General features: G+C 54.4%; 17 protein-coding genes and 1 other annotated feature. Of the genes, 10 read left to right on the top strand and 7 right to left on the bottom strand.

Annotated features, from left to right (window positions below; all coding sequences use genetic code 11):
- Window positions 1-76: 76 nt before the first annotated feature.
- The 5 genes from maa to acrA all read right to left on the bottom strand — a co-directional run bounded on the left by maa (window position 77) and on the right by acrA (window position 6,332).
- Complete coding sequence (maa, locus tag ACMGG3_RS00950; protein WP_020885188.1) at window positions 77-628, bottom strand: maltose O-acetyltransferase; 552 nt, start codon at window positions 626-628, stop codon at window positions 77-79.
- Window positions 629-837: 209 nt separating this feature from the next.
- On the bottom strand, window positions 838-1,056 hold the full coding sequence (locus ACMGG3_RS00955) for an HHA domain-containing protein (RefSeq protein ID WP_014168902.1): 219 nt from the start codon (window positions 1,054-1,056) through the stop codon (window positions 838-840).
- A 27-nt stretch (window positions 1,057-1,083) separates the two neighbouring features.
- Entirely contained in the window at window positions 1,084-1,458 is a 375-nt protein-coding gene (gene tomB / locus ACMGG3_RS00960; protein WP_020885187.1) for an Hha toxicity modulator TomB, read from the bottom strand.
- Window positions 1,459-1,969: 511 nt separating this feature from the next.
- The gene (gene acrB, locus ACMGG3_RS00965) at window positions 1,970-5,116 is read right to left on the bottom strand and encodes a multidrug efflux RND transporter permease subunit AcrB (protein ID WP_014168904.1); all 3,147 of its coding nucleotides are present in this window, start codon (window positions 5,114-5,116) and stop codon (window positions 1,970-1,972) included.
- Window positions 5,117-5,138: 22 nt separating this feature from the next.
- Window positions 5,139-6,332: a multidrug efflux RND transporter periplasmic adaptor subunit AcrA gene (acrA, locus tag ACMGG3_RS00970; protein ID WP_032677536.1), complete on the bottom strand. Its 1,194-nt coding sequence runs from the start codon at window positions 6,330-6,332 to the stop codon at window positions 5,139-5,141.
- A 141-nt stretch (window positions 6,333-6,473) separates the two neighbouring features.
- On the opposite strand from acrA, the gene acrR reads away from it, so the two are divergent.
- Both acrR and mscK read left to right on the top strand, forming a co-directional pair.
- Window positions 6,474-7,127 (top strand): multidrug efflux transporter transcriptional repressor AcrR, encoded by a 654-nt coding sequence (gene acrR / locus ACMGG3_RS00975; protein ID WP_414149504.1) that lies wholly within the window; start codon window positions 6,474-6,476, stop codon window positions 7,125-7,127.
- A gap of 113 nt (window positions 7,128-7,240) precedes the next feature.
- Window positions 7,241-10,588 (top strand): mechanosensitive channel MscK, encoded by a 3,348-nt coding sequence (gene mscK, locus ACMGG3_RS00980; protein WP_014168907.1) that lies wholly within the window; start codon window positions 7,241-7,243, stop codon window positions 10,586-10,588.
- A 1-nt stretch (window position 10,589) separates the two neighbouring features.
- Here the strand turns inward: mscK and rsmS are convergent, their stop codons facing one another.
- Together rsmS and priC are read right to left on the bottom strand one after the other, a co-directional pair.
- Complete coding sequence (rsmS, locus tag ACMGG3_RS00985; protein ID WP_020885184.1) at window positions 10,590-10,775, bottom strand: pleiotropic regulatory protein RsmS; 186 nt, start codon at window positions 10,773-10,775, stop codon at window positions 10,590-10,592.
- 12 nt (window positions 10,776-10,787) lie between these two features.
- On the bottom strand, window positions 10,788-11,315 hold the full coding sequence (gene priC, locus ACMGG3_RS00990) for a primosomal replication protein N'' (RefSeq protein ID WP_020885183.1): 528 nt from the start codon (window positions 11,313-11,315) through the stop codon (window positions 10,788-10,790).
- A gap of 50 nt (window positions 11,316-11,365) precedes the next feature.
- On the opposite strand from priC, the gene ACMGG3_RS00995 reads away from it, so the two are divergent.
- The 8 genes from ACMGG3_RS00995 (at window position 11,366) to hemH (ending at window position 19,365) form a co-directional block, all read left to right on the top strand.
- Window positions 11,366-11,743 (top strand): DUF454 family protein, encoded by a 378-nt coding sequence (locus ACMGG3_RS00995; RefSeq protein ID WP_020885182.1) that lies wholly within the window; start codon window positions 11,366-11,368, stop codon window positions 11,741-11,743.
- A 151-nt stretch (window positions 11,744-11,894) separates the two neighbouring features.
- The gene (apt, locus tag ACMGG3_RS01000) at window positions 11,895-12,446 is read left to right on the top strand and encodes an adenine phosphoribosyltransferase (protein WP_059305808.1); all 552 of its coding nucleotides are present in this window, start codon (window positions 11,895-11,897) and stop codon (window positions 12,444-12,446) included.
- An 88-nt stretch (window positions 12,447-12,534) separates the two neighbouring features.
- Entirely contained in the window at window positions 12,535-14,463 is a 1,929-nt protein-coding gene (gene dnaX / locus ACMGG3_RS01005; protein WP_020885181.1) for a DNA polymerase III subunit gamma/tau, read from the top strand.
- Window positions 13,793-13,857: a sequence feature (DnaX frameshifting element), on the top strand. (Overlaps the previous gene by 65 nt.)
- Window positions 14,464-14,517: 54 nt before the next feature.
- Complete coding sequence (locus ACMGG3_RS01010; RefSeq protein WP_010428194.1) at window positions 14,518-14,850, top strand: YbaB/EbfC family nucleoid-associated protein; 333 nt, start codon at window positions 14,518-14,520, stop codon at window positions 14,848-14,850.
- Window positions 14,850-15,455 (top strand): recombination mediator RecR, encoded by a 606-nt coding sequence (recR, locus tag ACMGG3_RS01015; protein WP_006809843.1) that lies wholly within the window; start codon window positions 14,850-14,852, stop codon window positions 15,453-15,455. The genes ACMGG3_RS01010 and recR overlap by 1 nt, the downstream gene beginning before the upstream one ends.
- Before the next feature lie 110 nt (window positions 15,456-15,565).
- Complete coding sequence (gene htpG / locus ACMGG3_RS01020) at window positions 15,566-17,440, top strand: molecular chaperone HtpG (RefSeq protein ID WP_014168914.1); 1,875 nt, start codon at window positions 15,566-15,568, stop codon at window positions 17,438-17,440.
- Between the two features lie 192 nt (window positions 17,441-17,632).
- Window positions 17,633-18,277, top strand: a complete 645-nt coding sequence (adk, locus tag ACMGG3_RS01025; RefSeq protein WP_006809841.1) for an adenylate kinase — start codon at window positions 17,633-17,635, stop codon at window positions 18,275-18,277.
- Window positions 18,278-18,402: 125 nt separating this feature from the next.
- Window positions 18,403-19,365, top strand: coding sequence for a ferrochelatase (gene hemH / locus ACMGG3_RS01030; protein ID WP_014168915.1), 963 nt, complete (start codon window positions 18,403-18,405; stop codon window positions 19,363-19,365).
- Window positions 19,366-19,370 lie beyond the last annotated feature (5 nt).

The following is a 19,370-nucleotide window of genomic DNA, read 5'->3' on the forward strand; positions in this document are numbered from 1 at the left end:
ATTTTAGGGGAGCCATTTGGCTGAAAAAAGTAACAGTCAGGCGCTAAAAGACCATAACAGTTGACTCCCCGTCACTTTACAGCCGTTTAATGATTGTTGCCGGATTGCCGCCGACGACGACATTCGCCGGGACGTCTTTCGTTACGATAGCGCCGGAGGCCACCACCACATTATCACCCAGCGTAACGCCCGGGTTAATAACCGCACGTCCGCCAATCCAGACGTTGTTGCCGATGGTCACCGGCTTGCCAAACTCCACGCCGCTATTACGCGCGTCGGCGTCCAGCGGATGGGTTGCCGTGTAAATATGCACCCCTGGCGCGAGCATGCAGTTGTCGCCAATATGTATCGGGCAGACATCCAGCATCACGCAATCGAAATTGGCGTAAAATTCTTTGCCCAGATAAATGTTATATCCGTAGTCACAGCGGAAGCTCGGCTCAATATAGGCCCCTTCGCTTTGCCCGAGGAGTTCCGCCAGAATGTTCTGGCGTTCGAGTTTCTCATCAGGTGCAGTGTGGTTATAACGGTGAACCAGGTGTCGGGCGCGTAATCGGTCGGCCCGTAATGTTTCATCACCAGGGCGGTAATGTTCACCTGCAATCATCTTCTGCTTTTCTATGCTCATTGGGAACCTCACTGGTCGTCTTTACCGTAGGGTAATCGGAACAGGATAACAGGGGAACGTTCCCGGAAAACCACTGTGACTATAATCACAATAATATTGCGGATGAGCACGTTTTACACGGAGACCTGCACTGGGGCAGGAGGGTATAGCCAGAAAGTTGAATACAGCTGAGAAAGTGGCGTAGAACCTCTACAGACACACTTCAAAGATTAACGGACAAATCTCCACACGGATGTTGGGATTTTGTCATACAGCTTATTCATGGTCAGTTCTGCAAGACGGTGGTCAGCCGCTGAATAAAATACCGCCAGTTCATTATCAGAAAGCTCGTATTTATTCTTTTCAATTACACGTTCAAGCGTGTCTATTGACTGACAGCGTCGCAAACGCATCAAATAATCGATTTTTGTGAGTGGTTTTTCAGACATAAATTTACCTTACTAATTGTAATAATTTTAACAGGAAAGACTAACGGGGTTAGCTCTGCTCACGTTGATGAAGCAACGAAATAGTCGGTTGCCCGATTTACGCCATTTCTGCAAATCTTGCGCATTAATGCCGTAGCTGCTGAACAACATAAAGGTGTCATCCAGGTATTCATCAATTTGCTCAATCAGCTTATTATCTTCATTGTACTTAATTTTATAATTAAGTGCGAAGGTTGCAATATGCTCGATCAACTCGTTTAACTGTAAATTGATGGCAGACGTTGGGTCGTTTACCCAGCCATGGTTACTTTCATCAAGATTGGCAAGGCAGTCATGGTACAAGGATTCGCAGAGAAATTTCAACTGCGCGATATCATGCCTTTTTGGCGAGTACTCGTCCATAGCGCATCCCCTTCTGAGTGATTTCTTACTCACCGAACATCATGTCGGGATGGATACAACATACTTAGCCGCACGGGTGCTGTGTTCCTGATAACTCTAACTATAATCCACTCTGATCAAGATTTCACCGCGCTATTACGAAAAATTACAAATAAAAGCACTGACTGCGAGCCTTTACGCAAATGTGCCTTCAGCGCTAAACATTTTTATCCAGATTAACGCGGAACTTTTTTCGCTCCCTTACGTTTCATTGGCTTAGCGTAAACAATCCGGAGAGATCCAAATCCGGAGTTCTCTTTGTCTGAAGATATGGTTAGGAATATTCCTAATCACTTAAGCAGGGAAATGAAATTAAAAAAATCCTGAATTCACCGATTACGTTATCACTTAATTATGATATGTCATTGTAGGCGGCAGGAAATAAATAGAAGCACAATAAGCCTATTTTATGATTTTTTTCTGAAAAAGAAAAAGGCCGCTAATGCGGCCTTTTTATCATGTGAAACCGGTATCAGTGCGGTTCTACCGAATGACTGTGCTCAATATCTTCATTCTTGCGGCTAAAGCGGCGGCGAACCACCACGAAGAATACCGGAACGAAGAAGATAGCAAGTACGGTTGCGGTAACCATACCCCCCATAACGCCTGTACCGACGGCGTTCTGTGCACCGGAACCCGCACCGGTACTGATAACCAGCGGCATTACCCCGAGGATAAATGCCAGCGATGTCATCAGGATTGGGCGCAGACGCATACGCACCGCGTCAAGGGTCGCCTCAATCAGGCCTTTACCTTCTTTCTCCATCAGATCTTTGGCGAATTCAACGATAAGTATCGCGTTCTTCGCCGACAAGCCAATGGTTGTCAGCAGGCCCACCTGGAAGTACACGTCGTTGGTTAATCCACGGAACGTTGCCGCAAGCAGCGCACCGATAACCCCCAGTGGCACCACCAGCATAACGGAGAACGGAATCGACCAGCTCTCATACAGTGCCGCCAGACACAGGAAGACCACAATCAGTGAAATGGCGTACAGGGCAGGGGCCTGGTTTCCGGACAGACGTTCCTGGTAGGACATACCGGTCCAGTCATAGCCGATACCCGCAGGCAGTTTACCTGCCAGCTCTTCCATCAGGTTCATGGCTTCACCGGTGCTTCGACCTGGTGCGGCCTGACCCAGGATCTCCATGGATGGCAGCCCGTTATAACGTTCCAGACGCGGCGAACCGTATTCCCAGTGCGACGTAGAGAAGGATGAGAACGGCACCATCTGACCGTTGTTGCCGCGAACGTACCAGTTGTTGATATCGTTCGGTAACATACGGTATTGCGCTTCTGACATCACGTACACTTTCTTCACACGACCACGGTCGATGAAGTCGTTGACGTAGCTACCGCCCCAGGCCGCGCCCAGCGTGGTATTGATGTCACTGATGGAAACGCCCAGTGCCTGCGCTTTCTCCTGATCGATGTCGATTTTGTACTGAGGCGTATCTTCCAGACCGTTAGGACGCACGCCGACCAGAAGGTCAGGGTGTTTCGCCACTTCACCGAACAGCTGGTTACGTGCCTGCGTCAGTTTTTCATGACCCAGACCGCCCTGGTCAATCAGCTGGAAGTCGAAACCTGTCGCTGTCCCCAGTTCAACAATCGCTGGCAGGTTAAAGGCGAAGACCATCGCATCTTTAATCTGTGAGAACGTGCCCATTGCACGGCCAGTAATCGCCTCAACTTTGTTCTCTTCGCCCGGACGTTCTGACCAGTCTTTCAGAGAAACGAAGGCAATACCGGTGTTCTGACCACGACCCGCAAAGCCAAAGCCGTTAACCGCAAACACGGATTCAACGTTGGCTTTCTCTTTGGTGAGGTAGTAATCCGTTACTTCATCCAGCACCTTCTGGGTACGTTCTTGCGAGGCACCCGCCGGTAGCTGTGCCATCGTCAGGAACACGCCCTGGTCTTCATCTGGCAGGAACGAGCTTGGCAGACGAACGAACAGATAGGCCATACCCACCACGATGATGATATAGAGCAGCAGGTAACGACCGGTGCTGCGCAGGATGTTACCCACGCTATCGGTGTAGTGATGCGTGCTCTTATCAAACATGCGGTTAAACCAGCCGAAGAACCCTTTATGCTCGCCGTGACCGCCTTTCTGAACAGGTTTCAGCATGGTGGCACACAGTGCAGGCGTCAGGATCAATGCAACCAGTACTGACAGCGCCATCGCCGAGACAATGGTGATGGAGAACTGACGATAAATTGCACCGGTTGAGCCGCCGAAGAAGGCCATCGGGATAAATACCGCAGACAGTACCATCGCGATACCGACCAGCGCGCCCTGGATCTGGCCCATGGATTTACGGGTTGCTTCCTTCGGCGGTAGACCTTCTTCCGCCATAACACGCTCGACGTTTTCTACCACCACGATGGCGTCATCCACAAGCAAGCCGATGGCGAGCACCATCCCGAACATTGTCAGGGTGTTTATCGAGTAGCCAAAGATGGCCAGTATGGCGAAGGTGCCGAGCAATACGACCGGTACGGCGATGGTTGGGATCAGCGTCGCGCGGAAGTTTTGCAGGAACAGATACATGACCAGGAATACCAGGATGATCGCTTCTGCCAGGGTTTTAACCACTTCGTGAATCGAGATTTTGACGAACGGCGTGGTGTCATACGGATAAACGATCTTCAGGCCTGACGGGAAGAACGGTTCCATCTTCTTCAGTTCCGCACGGATAGCCGTCGCGGTGTCCAGGGCGTTAGCACCTGTCGCCAGTTTGATCCCGAGACCGGAAGCTGGCTTGCCGTTAAACTTCGCAATGATGTCGTAGTTTTCGCCACCCAGTTCCACTTTCGCCACGTCGCGCAGACGAACCTGCGAACCGTCCTGATTCACCTTCAGCAGAATTTTGCTGAACTCATCGGCGGAGGTCAGACGGGTCTGTGCGATGATCGAGGCGTTAAGCTGCTGGCCTTTCACCGGCGGGGTACCGCCTAACTGACCGGCGGCAACCTGGGCGTTCTGCGCTTTGATGGCGTTGATCACGTCCACCGGCGTCAGCTGGAAGTTGTTCAGTTTGTTCGGATCCATCCAGATACGCATCGCGTACTGAGAACCGAACAGCTGAACGTCACCCACACCAGACGTACGGCTGATGGCGTCCTTCATGTTGGCGCCCACGTAGTCGGAAATATCCTCCTGCGTCATGGTGCCGTTGGTGTTGATAACGCCAACAACCATCAGGAAGCTACTGGACGATTTCTCGACGCTCACACCCTGCTGTTGTACTTCCTGTGGCAGCAACGGCATGGCGAGCTGCAGTTTGTTCTGGACCTGAACCTGCGCGATGTCAGCATCAGTACCTGACTGGAAGGTCAGGGTGATCTGTACCGTACCGGTTGAGTCACTGTTTGAGGACATGTACATCAGGTTATCGATACCGTTCATGTTCTGTTCGATAACCTGTGTCACGGTGTCCTGCACCGTTTTTGCATCAGCCCCGGGGTAGGTTGCGGAAATTGTTACCGCCGGTGGCGCAATCGTTGGATATTGCGCGACAGGCAGTTTCAGGATCGCAAGTCCCCCAGCAAGCATGATGATTATGGCGATCACCCATGCAAATATGGGGCGATCGATAAAGAAATTAGGCATGTCTTAACGGCTCCTGTTTAAGTTAAGACTTGGTTTGTTCTGACTGGCCAGCGGCCGAAGCTTGTTGTTTATCGTCAGATTTCACTTCCTGTGCTTTGACCTGCGCGCCAGGACGAACTTTTTGCAAACCAGTAATAATCACGCGATCGCCATCTTTCAGACCTTCCGTCACCAGCCATTTATCGCCAATCGCCTGCGTGGCAGTGATGTTGCGCGTTTCGACTTTGTCATCAGCCCCGACAACCAGTGCACTCGCGTCGCCACGTGGCGTACGGGTGACACCCTGCTGAGGCACCAGAAGTGCGGTTGGGTTGGTGCCTTCTTCCAGACGCGCGCGAACGAACATACCAGGTAAGAGTGTCTTATCCGGGTTCGGGAAAATCGCACGTAAGGTGATGGAACCGGTAGTTTGGTCGACCGTCACATCGGAGAATTCCAGTGTGCCTGCCTGCGGGAACTTGATACCGTCATTGGTCACGAGCTCCACTTTGGCTTTACCGTTTTCCTGCTTCAGCGTGCCATTTGCCAGCTCTTGTTTCAGGCGCAGGAAATCGTTGCTGGACTGGGTCACGTCAACGTAAATCGGATCAAGCTGCTGCACGGTGGCCAACGCGTTGGTCTGACCGTTCTGCACCAGCGCCCCTTCCGTGACGGAAGATTTACCGATGCGACCGCTGATTGGGGAGGTCACTTTGGTATAGGCGAGGTTGATACGCGCTGTTTCCACTGCAGCTTTCGCGGCAATCACGGCGGCGTTGGTCTGCTGTGCATCAGACAGGGCAGTGTCATAATCCTGTTGACTGATGTACTGGGTACCGAGCAGTTTTTTGTAACGGTTCAGCGTCAGTTGGGAGATTTTGGCTGCAGCTTCTGCTTTCGCCAGATCGCCTTTCGCGCTCTCATAGGAGGCCTGGTAGGTTGCCGGATCAATCTGATACAGAGACTCGCCAGCTTTCACTTCACCACCCTCGGTGAAGTTACGTTTCAGGATGATACCACTCACCTGAGGACGCACTTCTGCGATGCGGTATGCGCTGGTACGGCCCGGTAATTCTGTCGTTATCTGGAGAGGTTCGGACTTGAGCGTCACCACGCCAACTTCTGGCACCTGCTGAGCTCCTTGTTGAGCCTGTTTGTCGTCACATCCTGTTAGCGCTAAGCTGCCTGAGAGCATCAGAACGACCGCCAGAGGCGTTAACCCTCTGTTTTTGTTCATATGTAAACCTCGAGTGTCCGATTTCAAATTGATCAATGGTCCTGAGTCCAAAAACCCATTGCTGCGTTTATATTATCGTCATGCTATGGTACATACATTCACAAATGTATGTAAATCTGACTCCTGTAAATTCACTAACGTATGGCACGAAAAACCAAACAACAAGCGCTTGAAACCCGACAACACATTCTGGATGTGGCTATGCGTTTGTTTTCTCAGCAGGGTGTTTCGTCAACCTCGCTGGCGCAGATTGCTCAGGCCGCGGGCGTCACGCGGGGAGCGATTTACTGGCATTTTAAAGACAAGACAGATCTGTTCAGTGAAATCTGGCAACTCTCAGAGTCCAGCATTAGCGATCTTGAGACTGAGTATCGGGCAAAATTCCCCGAGGATCCACTCTCAGTATTAAGAGAAATATTAGTATATATCCTTGAAGCAACGGTAGTTGAAGAACGTCGCAGGTTAATGATGGAAATCATCTACCATAAATGCGAGTTGGTCGGAGAGATGGCGGTCGTCCAGCAGGCGCAGCGCAGCCTGTGTCTGGAAAGCTACGATCGCATTGAACAGGTCCTCATCCAGTGCATGCAGGCGAACCAGCTGCCGGCGACGTTAATGACCCGACGGGCGGCTGTCCTGATGCGCAGTTATATTTCCGGCCTGATGGAAAACTGGCTTTTCGCCCCGGACTCCTTTGACCTGAAGAACGAAGCCCGCAGCTATGTCGCTATTTTCCTGGAGATGTGCCAGCTCTCCCCGACGCTGCATGGCAAGTCAGGCTCGCTAACAGCCTGACGCGATTCCAGGATTTCTCTTAGAGGCTCACGTTCGCGCTATTCTGCTTCAGGCGAGCGTGATATCCTGCACGCCGGACTATTTTCGGTCATCTTCTGACATCATTCACAACTATGCTGCACACCAATCGCTCGCAACATCCTGTTCTTGTATTTTTATTGGCGACGCTGTTTTTCTTCGCAACGGCACCGCTTTCCTGGGCCCGCGCCGATAACAACAATGACATCCCTTCACGCAGTGATGTTCAGTCGCAACTCGACACCCTGAATAAACAAAAAGATCTCTCTGCTCTGGATAAGCTCGTTCAGCAGGATCTGACGGAGACGCTGGAAACGCTTGATAAAATTGAGCGTGTTAAAGCGGAAACCACACAGCTTCGGCAGAAAGTGGCGCAGGCGCCTGAAAACATGCGTAAGGCCACGGAATCGCTGAATGCCCTGAGCGATGTGGATAATGACGACGAAACCCGTAAAACGCTCGCGACCCTGTCATTGCGTCAGCTGGAATCGCGCGTCGCACAGCTGCTCGACGATCTGCAAACGGCGCAGTCCGATCTCGGCACGTACAACAGCCAGCTTGTCTCCCTGCAAACCCAGCCCGAGCGCGTGCAAAATGCGATGTACGCCGCCTCTCAGCAGCTGCAGCAGATCCGCAACCGTCTGAACGGCACGTCGGTTGGCGAAGGCACCCTGCGCCCAACGCAGCAAACGCTGCTGCTGGTGCAGCAGGCCTTACTGAATGCGCAAATCGAACAGCAGCGTAAAAGCCTGGAAGGGAATACGGTGCTGCAGGATACGCTCCAGAAGCAGCGCGACTACGTAACGGCGAACATTAATCGTCTGGAACATCAGCTTCAGCTGTTGCAGGAGGCGGTTAACAGTAAGCGCCTTACGCTGACGGAGAAAACGGCTCAGGAAGCCGTATCACCGGACGAAACTGCCCGCATTCAGGCGAACCCGCTGGTGAAACAGGAGCTCGAGGCTAACCATCAGCTGAGCCAGCGCCTGATACTGGCAACAGAAAGCGGAAACTCGCTGGTTCAGCAAAATATCAGAGTGAAAAACTGGCTGGACCGCGCGCTGCAGGCTGAACGCAACATTAAAGAGCAGATTGCGGTTCTGAAAGGCAGCCTGCTGCTGTCGCGTATTCTCTACCAGCAACAGCAGACGCTGCCGTCCGCCGATGAGCTCGAGGACATGACCAACCGCATTGCGGATTTGCGTCTGGAACAATTCGATGTGAACCAGCAGCGCGACGCCCTTTTCCAGAGCGATACGTTTGTCGCCAAATTGGAAGAGGGCCATTCCAGTGAAGTGAACCCGGAAGTTCACGACGCCCTGCTGCAGGTTGTGGATATGCGCCGCGAGCTGCTCGACCAGCTCAACAAACAGCTCGGCAACCAGCTGATGATGGCGATTAACCTGCAGATCAACCAGCAACAGCTGGTGAGCGTGTCGAAAAGTCTGCAGGAGATCCTGACCCAGCAGATTTTCTGGGTTAACAGCAACAAGCCGATGGACTGGGACTGGATCAAATCCTTCCCTGAAACGCTGAAGGCGCAGATTAAGAGCATGAAAATCACCGTAAACTGGGAGAAAGCCTGGCCTGCGGTGATGATTGCCTTCCTGGCGGGGCTCCCGCTGCTGCTGATTGCCGGCCTGATCCGCTGGCGTCTGGGCTGGCTGAAGAAATACCAGGATAAGCTGGCGTCTGAAGTGGGGCAACTGCGTAACGACAGCCAGCTGCACACGCCAAAAGCGATTCTGATCGATCTGATCCGCGCGCTGCCGGTCTGCCTGATTATTCTGGCGGTGGGGCTTATCCTGCTGACGATGCAGCTCAACATCAGCGACCTGCTGTGGGCGTTCAGTAAAAAACTGGCCCTGTTCTGGCTGGTGTTTGGCGTGTGCTGGAAAGTGCTGGAAAAAGACGGCGTTGCGGTGCGTCATTTCAACATGCCTGCGCAACTGACCAGCCACTGGCGTCGTCAGATTGTGCGCGTCAGCCTGGCGCTGTTGCCGCTGCACTTCTGGTCCGTTGTCGCTGAGCTGTCTCCGCTGCACCTGATGGACGATGTCATGGGCCAGCTGGTTATTTTGCTGAACCTGCTGCTCATTGCCATCCTGATGTGGCCGATGTGCCGCGACAGCTGGCGGGATAAAGAGTCTCACAACATTCGTCTGGCCACCGTGACGGTACTGGCGATTATTCCGCTGGCACTGATGGTGCTCACGGCGACGGGGTACTTCTATACCACGTTGCGCCTGTCCGGACGCTGGATTGAAACCGTCTATCTGGTGATCGTCTGGAACCTGCTCTATCAGACCGTACTGCGCGGCCTGAGCGTGGCGGCTCGCCGCATCGCTTATCGTCGTGCCATCGCGCGTCGCCAGCATCAGGTGAAAGAGGGGGCTGAAGGCGCGGAGCCACAGGAAGAGCCAACCATCGCGCTGGAGCAGGTTAACCAGCAGACACTGCGTATCACCATGCTGGTGATGATCGCGCTGTTTGCGGTGATGTTCTGGGCGATCTGGTCTGATTTAATCACCGTCTTCGCCTACCTCGACAGTATCACCCTCTGGCAATACAACGGCACCGAAGCGGGCGCCGCGGTAATGAAAAGCGTGACCATGGGCAGCCTGCTCTTTGCCCTGGTATCGTCAGTGGTGGCCTGGGCGTTGATTCGAAACCTGCCAGGCCTGCTTGAGGTGCTGGTGCTGTCGCGTCTGAACCTGCGTCAGGGGGCGTCGTATGCCATCACCACCATCCTCAACTACGTCATTATTATTGTCGGGGCGATGACGGTCTTTGGATCGCTTGGCGTCTCATGGGATAAGCTGCAGTGGCTGGCGGCCGCGCTCTCTGTCGGTCTCGGTTTTGGCTTGCAGGAGATCTTCGGTAACTTTGTTTCCGGCCTGATCATTCTGTTCGAACGTCCGGTACGTATCGGTGATACCGTCACCATCGGCACCTTCTCGGGAACGGTCAGCAAGATCCGTATTCGTGCTACCACCATCACCGACTTCGATCGCAAAGAGGTGATCATCCCGAACAAAGCGTTCGTCACCGAGCGACTGATCAACTGGTCGCTCTCCGACACCACAACGCGCGTCGTCATTCGACTGGGCGTAGCCTACGGCTCCGATCTGGATAAAGTGAAAGAGGTGTTGTTAAAAGCCGCGAAATCGCATCCTAAGGTGATGCACGAGCCCGCCCCAGATGTGTTCTTCACCACCTTCGGGCCGAGCACGCTGGATCACGAGCTGCGGTTATACGTGCGTGAGCTGCGCGATCGCAGCTACACCGTGGATGAGCTGAACCGTACTATCGATCGTCTGTGCCGTGAAAACAACATTAACATCGCCTTCAACCAGCTTGAAGTTCACCTGCGTAACGAGAAAGGTGACGAGCATACGGAAGTGAAGCGCGAGATTCAGGGTGACGATCCTACCCCGGCGTAATTCAGGTTCCCTCTCCCGGTGGGAGAGGGGCAGGGTGAAGGCGACTGGCCTTCACCTTGCCTTCAAAATCCGTCTTCACTATCTCAAGTGCTTTCAGCACCGTCTGGGCAGGGATGTCATGATTCTCCAGCAGCATAATCAAATCGACGGCCAGCTTGACCTCATCGGGTGCATTTTCCAGTGACATTTACGGCTCCTGTTAACGGGTCAGACGTTCAATGACGCGTTCAATTTCATCCAGTGCCTGACGGCAACGAACGATGCGGCCCTCAAGGGCGCTAACCTCTCGCATTAATAACTGCTGCTCTTCCAGCGTCTCGCTTGCGTTCAGGCGCGTTTCCCGCTCCTGCTTCATCTCAAACAGACGGCGCGCAAACTCCTGGTTCTCCAGCCGCTTGCGCTGCCATTTACCGAGACCCGGCGACGCGCTGTCCCAGACGCGTAGCGGCCAGGCGGTCATTTCACGGTGCAGGGCGGTGATCTGCTCGGTGAGATGTTCCGCAAGCCAGGCGACCTGTTGCTGTTGATTGTTCTCAACCGCGTGGCGCAACTCATCAAGATTCATCTGCGCCTCATCAACATAATCCTGGATGCGCGTGCTGCGGGTACGAAAAAGCTGCCGGTCAAAGCGCGGCTTCAGCGTAGCATGCCCCATTAACGGCGTAGCCTGCGCGCGCAGGGTAGACAGCTGATTTTGCAGCGTCTCCAGAAGCAGGGCTGTTTTCAATACGCTCTCCAGTGGTAAAGTAGCCGTTCAGTTTGATAACGATTCGCATTATGCAGCGTACTATTTTAATCATCATTGGCTGGCTCGCGGTAGTGTTAGGCACGCTGGGCGTGGTTTTGCCCTTATTGCCCACCACGCCTTTTATCCTGCTGGCAGCCTGGTGCTTCGCCCGTTCATCGCCGCGCTTTCACCACTGGCTGCTGTACCGCTCCTGGTTTGGCGGCTATTTGCGCCACTGGCAAAAACATCGGGCAATGCCGCCCGGTGCGAAGCCGCGTGCGATCGCGGTGATCCTGATTACCTTTGCCATTTCATTATGGCTGGTGAAAATGATGTGGGTGCGCATTCTGTTGCTGACGATCCTCGCCTGTCTGCTTTTCTTTATGTGGCGGATCCCCGTGGTTGATGAAAAGCAACAAAAGCACTGAAGCCTTATAATGGCTGTTGCAATTATTGCGCGCAGCCAGTAAATTCGACCGTTTTCGAGCACAGCTGCGCCTGGTCAAAGGTTAAACAATTGTTACCCTGGCCGACTCGTTGCGCGCTGTGAGTAACACTGTTTCATTTAGGCACAAACCGATGACCGCAACTGCACAGCAGCTTGAATATCTGAAAAACAGCATCAAAAGTATCCAGGACTATCCAAAGCCTGGCATTCTTTTCCGTGATGTCACCAGCTTGCTGGAAGACCCGAAAGCGTACGCGCTCAGCATTGAACTGCTGGTCGAGCGTTATAAAAACGCCGGGATCACCAAAGTAGTGGGTACCGAAGCCCGTGGATTCCTGTTTGGCGCGCCGGTCGCGCTGGCAATGGGTGTTGGCTTTGTGCCGGTACGTAAACCGCGCAAACTGCCGCGTGAAACCATCGCAGAGAGCTACGAACTGGAGTACGGCACCGATCAGCTGGAAATCCACGTTGATGCGATCAAGCCTGGCGATAAAGTGCTGGTGGTTGACGATCTGCTGGCGACCGGCGGCACGATTGAAGCGACCGTGAAGCTGATCCGTCGTCTGGGTGGTGAAGTGACCGATGCGGCATTCATTATTAACCTGTTTGACCTGGGTGGCGAACAGCGCCTGGAAAAACAGGGCATTACCTGCTACAGCCTGGTGCCTTTCCCGGGTCATTAATCCCGGTTTTCACAACCTCGCTCAATGGGTGAGGTTGTGATAGCATTCCCCTCCATAAATTCACCTTCCAGCGTTGCAGAGCCTGCCCATGAGTTATCAGGTGTTAGCCCGTAAATGGCGACCACAAACCTTTGCTGACGTTGTCGGTCAGGAGCATGTGCTGACGGCCCTGGCGAACGGCTTGTCGCTAGGTCGCATCCATCACGCTTATCTTTTCTCCGGCACCCGCGGCGTCGGTAAGACCTCTATTGCCCGTTTGCTGGCAAAAGGTCTGAACTGCGAAACCGGGATCACCGCCACGCCGTGCGGCGTGTGTGACAACTGCCGTGAAATTGAGCAGGGGCGCTTTGTCGATCTGATTGAGATCGACGCCGCCTCGCGCACGAAAGTGGAAGATACCCGCGATCTGCTCGACAACGTGCAGTACGCGCCGGCGCGTGGCCGCTTCAAGGTCTACCTGATCGATGAAGTGCACATGCTGTCACGCCACAGCTTCAACGCCCTGCTGAAAACGCTGGAAGAGCCGCCCGCGCATGTGAAATTCCTGCTGGCGACCACCGATCCGCAAAAGCTGCCGGTCACTATTTTGTCGCGTTGCCTGCAGTTCCATCTGAAGGCGCTGGACGTCGAGCAGATCCGCGCTCAGCTTGAACATATTCTTGATGAAGAGAAGATTGTCCACGAACCGCGCGCCCTGCAGCTGCTGGCTCGCGCGGCAGACGGCAGCCTTCGTGATGCCTTAAGTCTCACCGACCAGGCGATTGCCAGCGGTGACGGTAAACTCTCGACCGACGCGGTCAGCACCATGCTCGGCACGCTGGATGACGATCAGGCGCTTTCTCTCATCGAAGCGATGATCGCCGCCAACGGTGAACGCGTCATGTCGCTGGTGAACGCCGCGGCTGCCCGGGGCATTGAATGGGAAGCGCTGCTGGTTGAGATGCTGAGTCTGCTGCACCGCGTGGCGATGCTGCAGCTTTCTCCGTCAGCCATCGGTGCCGATATGGCGGTTATTGAACACCGGATGCGTGAACTTGCGCGCACCGTCCCACCGGCTGACGTGCAGCTTTATTACCAGACGCTGCTGATTGGCCGCAAAGAGCTGCCGTTTGCACCGGATCCCCGGATGGGCGTTGAAATGACCCTGCTGCGTGCGCTGGCGTTCCATCCGCGCATGCCTCTGCCGGAGCCGGAAGTGCCCCGACAGTCTTTTGCTCCGGTCGCCCCCACTGCGGTGATGTCGCCTCAGCAGGTGCCACCGCAGCCGACGGCTCCCCCGCAGCAGAACGTACCGCTACCGGAGGCCACCAGTTCGGTGCTTGCCGCACGAAGCCAGTTGCAACGTGCTCAGGGAGCAACCAAACCAAAAAAGAGTGAACCGGCAGCGCCAGGAAGAGCGCGGCCGGTGAACAACGCCGCGCTTGAACGACTGGCTTCGGTTACGGAGCGCGTTCAGTCGCGCCCTGCACCGTCCGCGCTCGAGCAAAAAGCCCCGGTGAAAGAAGAGGCTTACCGCTGGAAGGCAACGACCCTCGTTGAAGAGGTGAAAGAAGAAGTTGCCACACCGAAAGCGCTAAAAAAGGCGCTGGAGCATGAAAAAACACCTGAGCTTTCCGCGAAACTTGCCGAAGAGTCTATTGAGCGTGACGCGTGGGCCGCAGAGGTCAGTAAACTGCAGTTGCCGAAGCTGGTTGAGCAGGTCGCGCTGAATGCCTGGAAAGAGCAGGACGGTCATCAGGTACGTTTACACCTGCGACCGGGTCAGCGGCACCTGAATTCCCCTGGCGCGCAAAAAGCGCTGGCCGAGGCGCTCACCGCATTACACGGTGCACCGGTTGAATTGACTATCATTGAAGATGATAATCCGGCGGTGCGAACGCCACTGGAATGGCGTCAGGCAATTTATGAAGAGAAGCTCGCGCAGGCGCGCGAGTCGATTATCGCGGATAACAATATCCAGACTCTGCGCCGGTTCTTCGACGCCGATCTGGATGAAGAGAGTATTCGCCCCATTTGATCGTGAGTCTGACTTACGGTTGTAATCCTTAAACGTGAAAGAAGAGAGAAGCCTATGTTTGGTGGAAAAGGCGGTCTGGGTGGCCTGATGAAGCAGGCTCAGCAGATGCAGGAAAAAATGCAGAAGATGCAGGAAGAGATCGCTCAGCTGGAAGTCACGGGTGAATCCGGTGCCGGTCTGGTCAAGGTGACCATCAACGGTGCGCATAACTGCCGTCGCGTTGAAATCGACCCAAGCCTGCTCGAAGACGACAAAGACATGCTGGAAGATCTGGTTGCAGCCGCGTTTAACGATGCTGCGCGCCGTATCGATGAAACTCAGAAAGAGAAAATGGCCTCTGTTTCCAGCGGTATGCAACTGCCGCCTGGCTTCAAGATGCCATTCTGATGCAAACCAGTCCGCTGCTCACGCAGTTAATGGAAGCACTGCGCTGTCTGCCGGGTGTCGGCCCGAAGTCGGCGCAGCGCATGGCGTTTACGCTATTGCAGCGCGACCGCAGCGGCGGGATGCGCCTGGCGCAGGCTTTGACCCGTGCCATGTCAGAAATTGGTCACTGTGCGGATTGCCGTACCTTTACCGAGCAGGACGTGTGTAACATCTGCACTAATCCGCGTCGTCAGGAAAACGGTCAGATTTGCGTGGTGGAGAGTCCGGCGGACATCTACGCCATCGAACAGACCGGGCAGTTTTCTGGCCGCTATTTTGTGCTGATGGGGCATCTCTCCCCGCTGGACGGTATTGGCCCGGACGATATCGGTCTCGATCGCCTTGAACAGCGTCTTGAGTCCGAAACGATCAAAGAGGTGATCCTCGCCACCAACCCAACGGTGGAAGGGGAAGCTACGGCTAACTACATCGCCGAATTGTGCGCACAGTATGGCGTTGACGCCAGCCGCATCGCTCACGGCGTGCCAGTGGGCGGTGAGCTGGAGATGGTGGACGGCACCACGCTGTCCCACTCTCTGGCTGGACGTCATAAGATTATTTTCTGACCAAACGGAGGCTGCAATCGCGGCCTCCGCTTGAAATTCTCCCCTCGTATCCCCATCTCTCCCTCAACGTTTTAAAACCCCATTAAATGGCATTGTTGAGGTCGACATAGATGAAAGGACAAGAAACCCGTGGTTTCCAGTCAGAAGTAAAACAGCTTCTGCACCTGATGATCCATTCCCTGTATTCCAACAAAGAAATCTTCCTGCGTGAGCTGATTTCCAACGCCTCCGATGCGGCGGACAAGCTGCGCTTCCGCGCCCTGTCTAACCCGGATCTGTACGAAGGCGACGGAGAGCTGCGCGTGCGCGTCTCTTTTGATAAAGAGAACCGTACCCTGACTATCGCCGATAACGGCATTGGTATGAACCGCGACGAGGTCATCGACCATCTCGGGACCATTGCTAAATCCGGTACCAAAGCGTTTCTCGAATCAATGGGCTCCGATCAGGCGAAAGACAGCCAGCTGATCGGCCAGTTCGGTGTGGGCTTCTACTCGGCGTTCATCGTTGCGGACAAAGTCACCGTGCGTACTCGCGCAGCAGGCGACAGTGCGGATCACGGCGTCTTCTGGGAATCTAAAGGCGAAGGCGAATACACCGTTGATGACATCACCAAAGCGGACCGCGGTACCGAAATCACCCTTCACCTGCGTGAAGGCGAAGATGATTTCCTGAATGACTGGCGCGTGCGCTCCATCATCAGCAAATACTCCGACCATATTGCCCTGCCGGTTGAGATTGAAAAACAGGAAGAGAAAGACGGTGAAACCGTGGTGTCCTGGGAGAAAATCAACAAGGCGCAGGCGCTGTGGACGCGCAATAAGTCTGAAATTAAAGACGACGAATACAACGAATTCTACAAACACATCGCCCACGATTTTACCGATCCGCTCACCTGGAGCCACAACCGTGTGGAAGGTAAGCAGGAGTACACCAGCCTGCTGTATATCCCGTCACAGGCGCCGTGGGATATGTGGAACCGCGATCACAAGCACGGTCTGAAGCTGTACGTCCAGCGCGTGTTTATCATGGATGACGCCGAGCAGTTCATGCCGAACTACCTGCGCTTTGTGCGTGGTTTGATTGACTCCAACGATCTGCCGCTGAACGTCTCCCGTGAAATTCTGCAGGACAGCACCGTCACCCGCAACCTGCGTAATGCACTGACCAAACGTGCGCTGCAGATGCTGGAAAAACTGGCGAAAGACGATGCAGAAAAATACCAGACCTTCTGGAAACAGTTCGGTCTGGTGCTGAAAGAGGGCCCTGCGGAAGATACATCCAACGTAGAAGCCATTGCTAAACTGCTGCGTTTCGCTTCCACTCACACCGACTCCTCTGCGCAGACCGTGTCGCTGGAAGAGTATGTCTCCCGCATGAAAGAAGGGCAGGAGAAGATCTACTACATCACCGCCGACAGCTACGCCGCGGCGAAGAGCAGCCCACACCTCGAGCTGCTGCGTAAGAAAGGCATCGAAGTACTGCTGCTGTCTGACCGCATCGACGAGTGGATGATGAACTACCTGACCGAGTTCGACGGTAAGGCGTTCCAGTCCGTCGCCAAAGCCGATGAGTCGATCGATAAACTGGCCGATGAAGTGGACGAAAGCGCGAAAGAAGCGGAGAAGGCGCTTGAGCCTTTCGTTGAGCGCGTGAAAACGCTACTGGGCGATCGCGTGAAAGAGGTGCGTTTCACTCACCGTCTGACTGATACCCCGGCCATTGTCACCACGGATGCGGATGAAATGAGCACCCAGATGGCGAAACTGTTCGCCGCGGCGGGCCAGGCGATGCCAGAAGTGAAGTATATCTTCGAGCTGAACCCGGATCATCCGCTGGTGAAACGCGCGGCGGATACGCAGGACGAAGCACGCTTCGCCGAGTGGGTTGAGCTTCTGCTGGATCAGTCTCTGCTGGCCGAGCGCGGCACGCTGGAAGATCCTAACCTGTTCATTAAACGTGTGAATGCGCTGCTGCTGGCGTAATTGACCCGCCTCCCCCTGGTCTTCTCCCTCTCCTGTGGGAGAGGACCGGGGGAGGGCACCAGACCGCTCCTTCCCGTTAATCTCCCTTCATTAACCGTTTCAGCCCGCCTGCCTTCCTTGAGCCATATCCGTTCTGGTGGTATTGTTTAGCGCTTTTGAAAAATTGAATCGACTTTTGAGGGGATTTTCGCAATGCGTATTATTCTGCTTGGCGCTCCGGGCGCGGGTAAAGGAACTCAGGCTCAGTTCATCATGGAGAAATACGGTATTCCGCAAATCTCCACCGGTGATATGCTGCGCGCCGCTGTTAAATCTGGCTCCGAGCTGGGTAAACAAGCGAAAGACATCATGGACGCAGGCAAGCTGGTGACCGACGAGCTGGTTATCGCTCTGGTCAAAGAGCGCATTGCTCAGGAAGACTGCCGTAACGGTTTCCTGTTGGACGGCTTCCCACGCACCATTCCTCAGGCTGATGCCATGAAAGAAGCGGGCATCAACGTGGACTACGTGCTCGAGTTCGACGTGCCGGACGAGCTGATCGTTGACCGTATTGTTGGTCGTCGCGTACACGCTGCCTCTGGCCGCGTTTACCACATCAAATTCAACCCGCCTAAGGTTGAAGGTAAAGATGACGTTACCGGTGAAGAGCTGACCACCCGTAAAGACGATCAGGAAGAGACCGTGCGTAAACGTCTGGTGGAATACCATCAGATGACCGCTCCGCTGATCGGTTATTACACCAAAGAAGCGCAGGCGGGTAACACCAAATACGCGAAAGTTGATGGCACCAAAGCCGTTGCTGACGTTCGTGCAGAGCTGGAAAAAATCCTCGGCTAATTGCACCTCTCTCACCCGGGCTCTCCGGGTGAGAAAAATTCTCATCTTACCTATTGCAGCAATGGGTTTCGTTTAAACGCTTTTCCGCTACAATTGAAAACCATTCAAATGGTTAAGAGGCGTGAATGAGTCAGGCGAAAACCGGCATCCTGCTTGCCAATCTGGGTACACCAGATGCACCGACATCAGAAGCGGTAAAACGCTACCTGCGACAATTTTTAAGCGACACGCGCGTCGTGGATACCCCAAGACTGTTGTGGTGGCCGCTGCTGCGTGGCGTCATTCTGCCGATTCGTGCCCCACGTGTAGCAAAGCTTTATCAGTCCGTCTGGATGGAAGAGGGCTCACCGCTGATGGTGTATAGCCGTCGGCAGGAAAAAGCGCTGGCCGCCCGCCTGCCGGATATGCCCGTCGCGCTGGGTATGAGCTACGGTAAACCGTCACTGGAAAGCGCGGTCGACTCGCTGCTGGCGCAGGGCGTCGACCACATTGTGGTACTCGCCCTTTATCCGCAGTATTCCTGCTCGACGGTTGCCGCCGTCTGGGATGAGCTGGCTCGTATTCTGGCGACCCGCCGCCGTATTCCTGGCGTGACCTTTATTCGCGATTACGCCGATAACGAACGCTATATTAAAGCGCTTGCCAGTAGCGCGCGCGCGTCGTTTGAAAAACATGGCGAGCCGGATCTGCTGTTGCTCTCCTATCACGGGATCCCGCAGCGCTTCGCCAATGAAGGGGATGATTACCCGCAGCGCTGCCGCGATACTACCCGTGAGCTGGTCTCAGCCCTCGACCTGCCGCCAGAGAAAGTGATGATGACCTTCCAGTCGCGTTTTGGTCGCGAGCCGTGGTTAACGCCTTACACCGACGAAACCCTCAAAATGCTCGGTGAGAAGGGCGTGAAACATATTCAGGTGATGTCACCCGGTTTCTCCGCCGACTGTCTGGAAACGCTGGAAGAGATTGCCGTGCAGAACAGAGAGTTCTTCCTCGAGGCGGGCGGAACGAAATATGAATACATTCCGGCCCTTAACGACTCGCCTGAGCATATCGAGATGATGGTGTCGCTGGTGACAAACAGCCGCTGATCGCA

This window comes from Enterobacter sp. BNK-18 (assembly GCF_047456135.1).
GTDB lineage: Bacteria > Pseudomonadota > Gammaproteobacteria > Enterobacterales > Enterobacteriaceae > Enterobacter > Enterobacter ludwigii.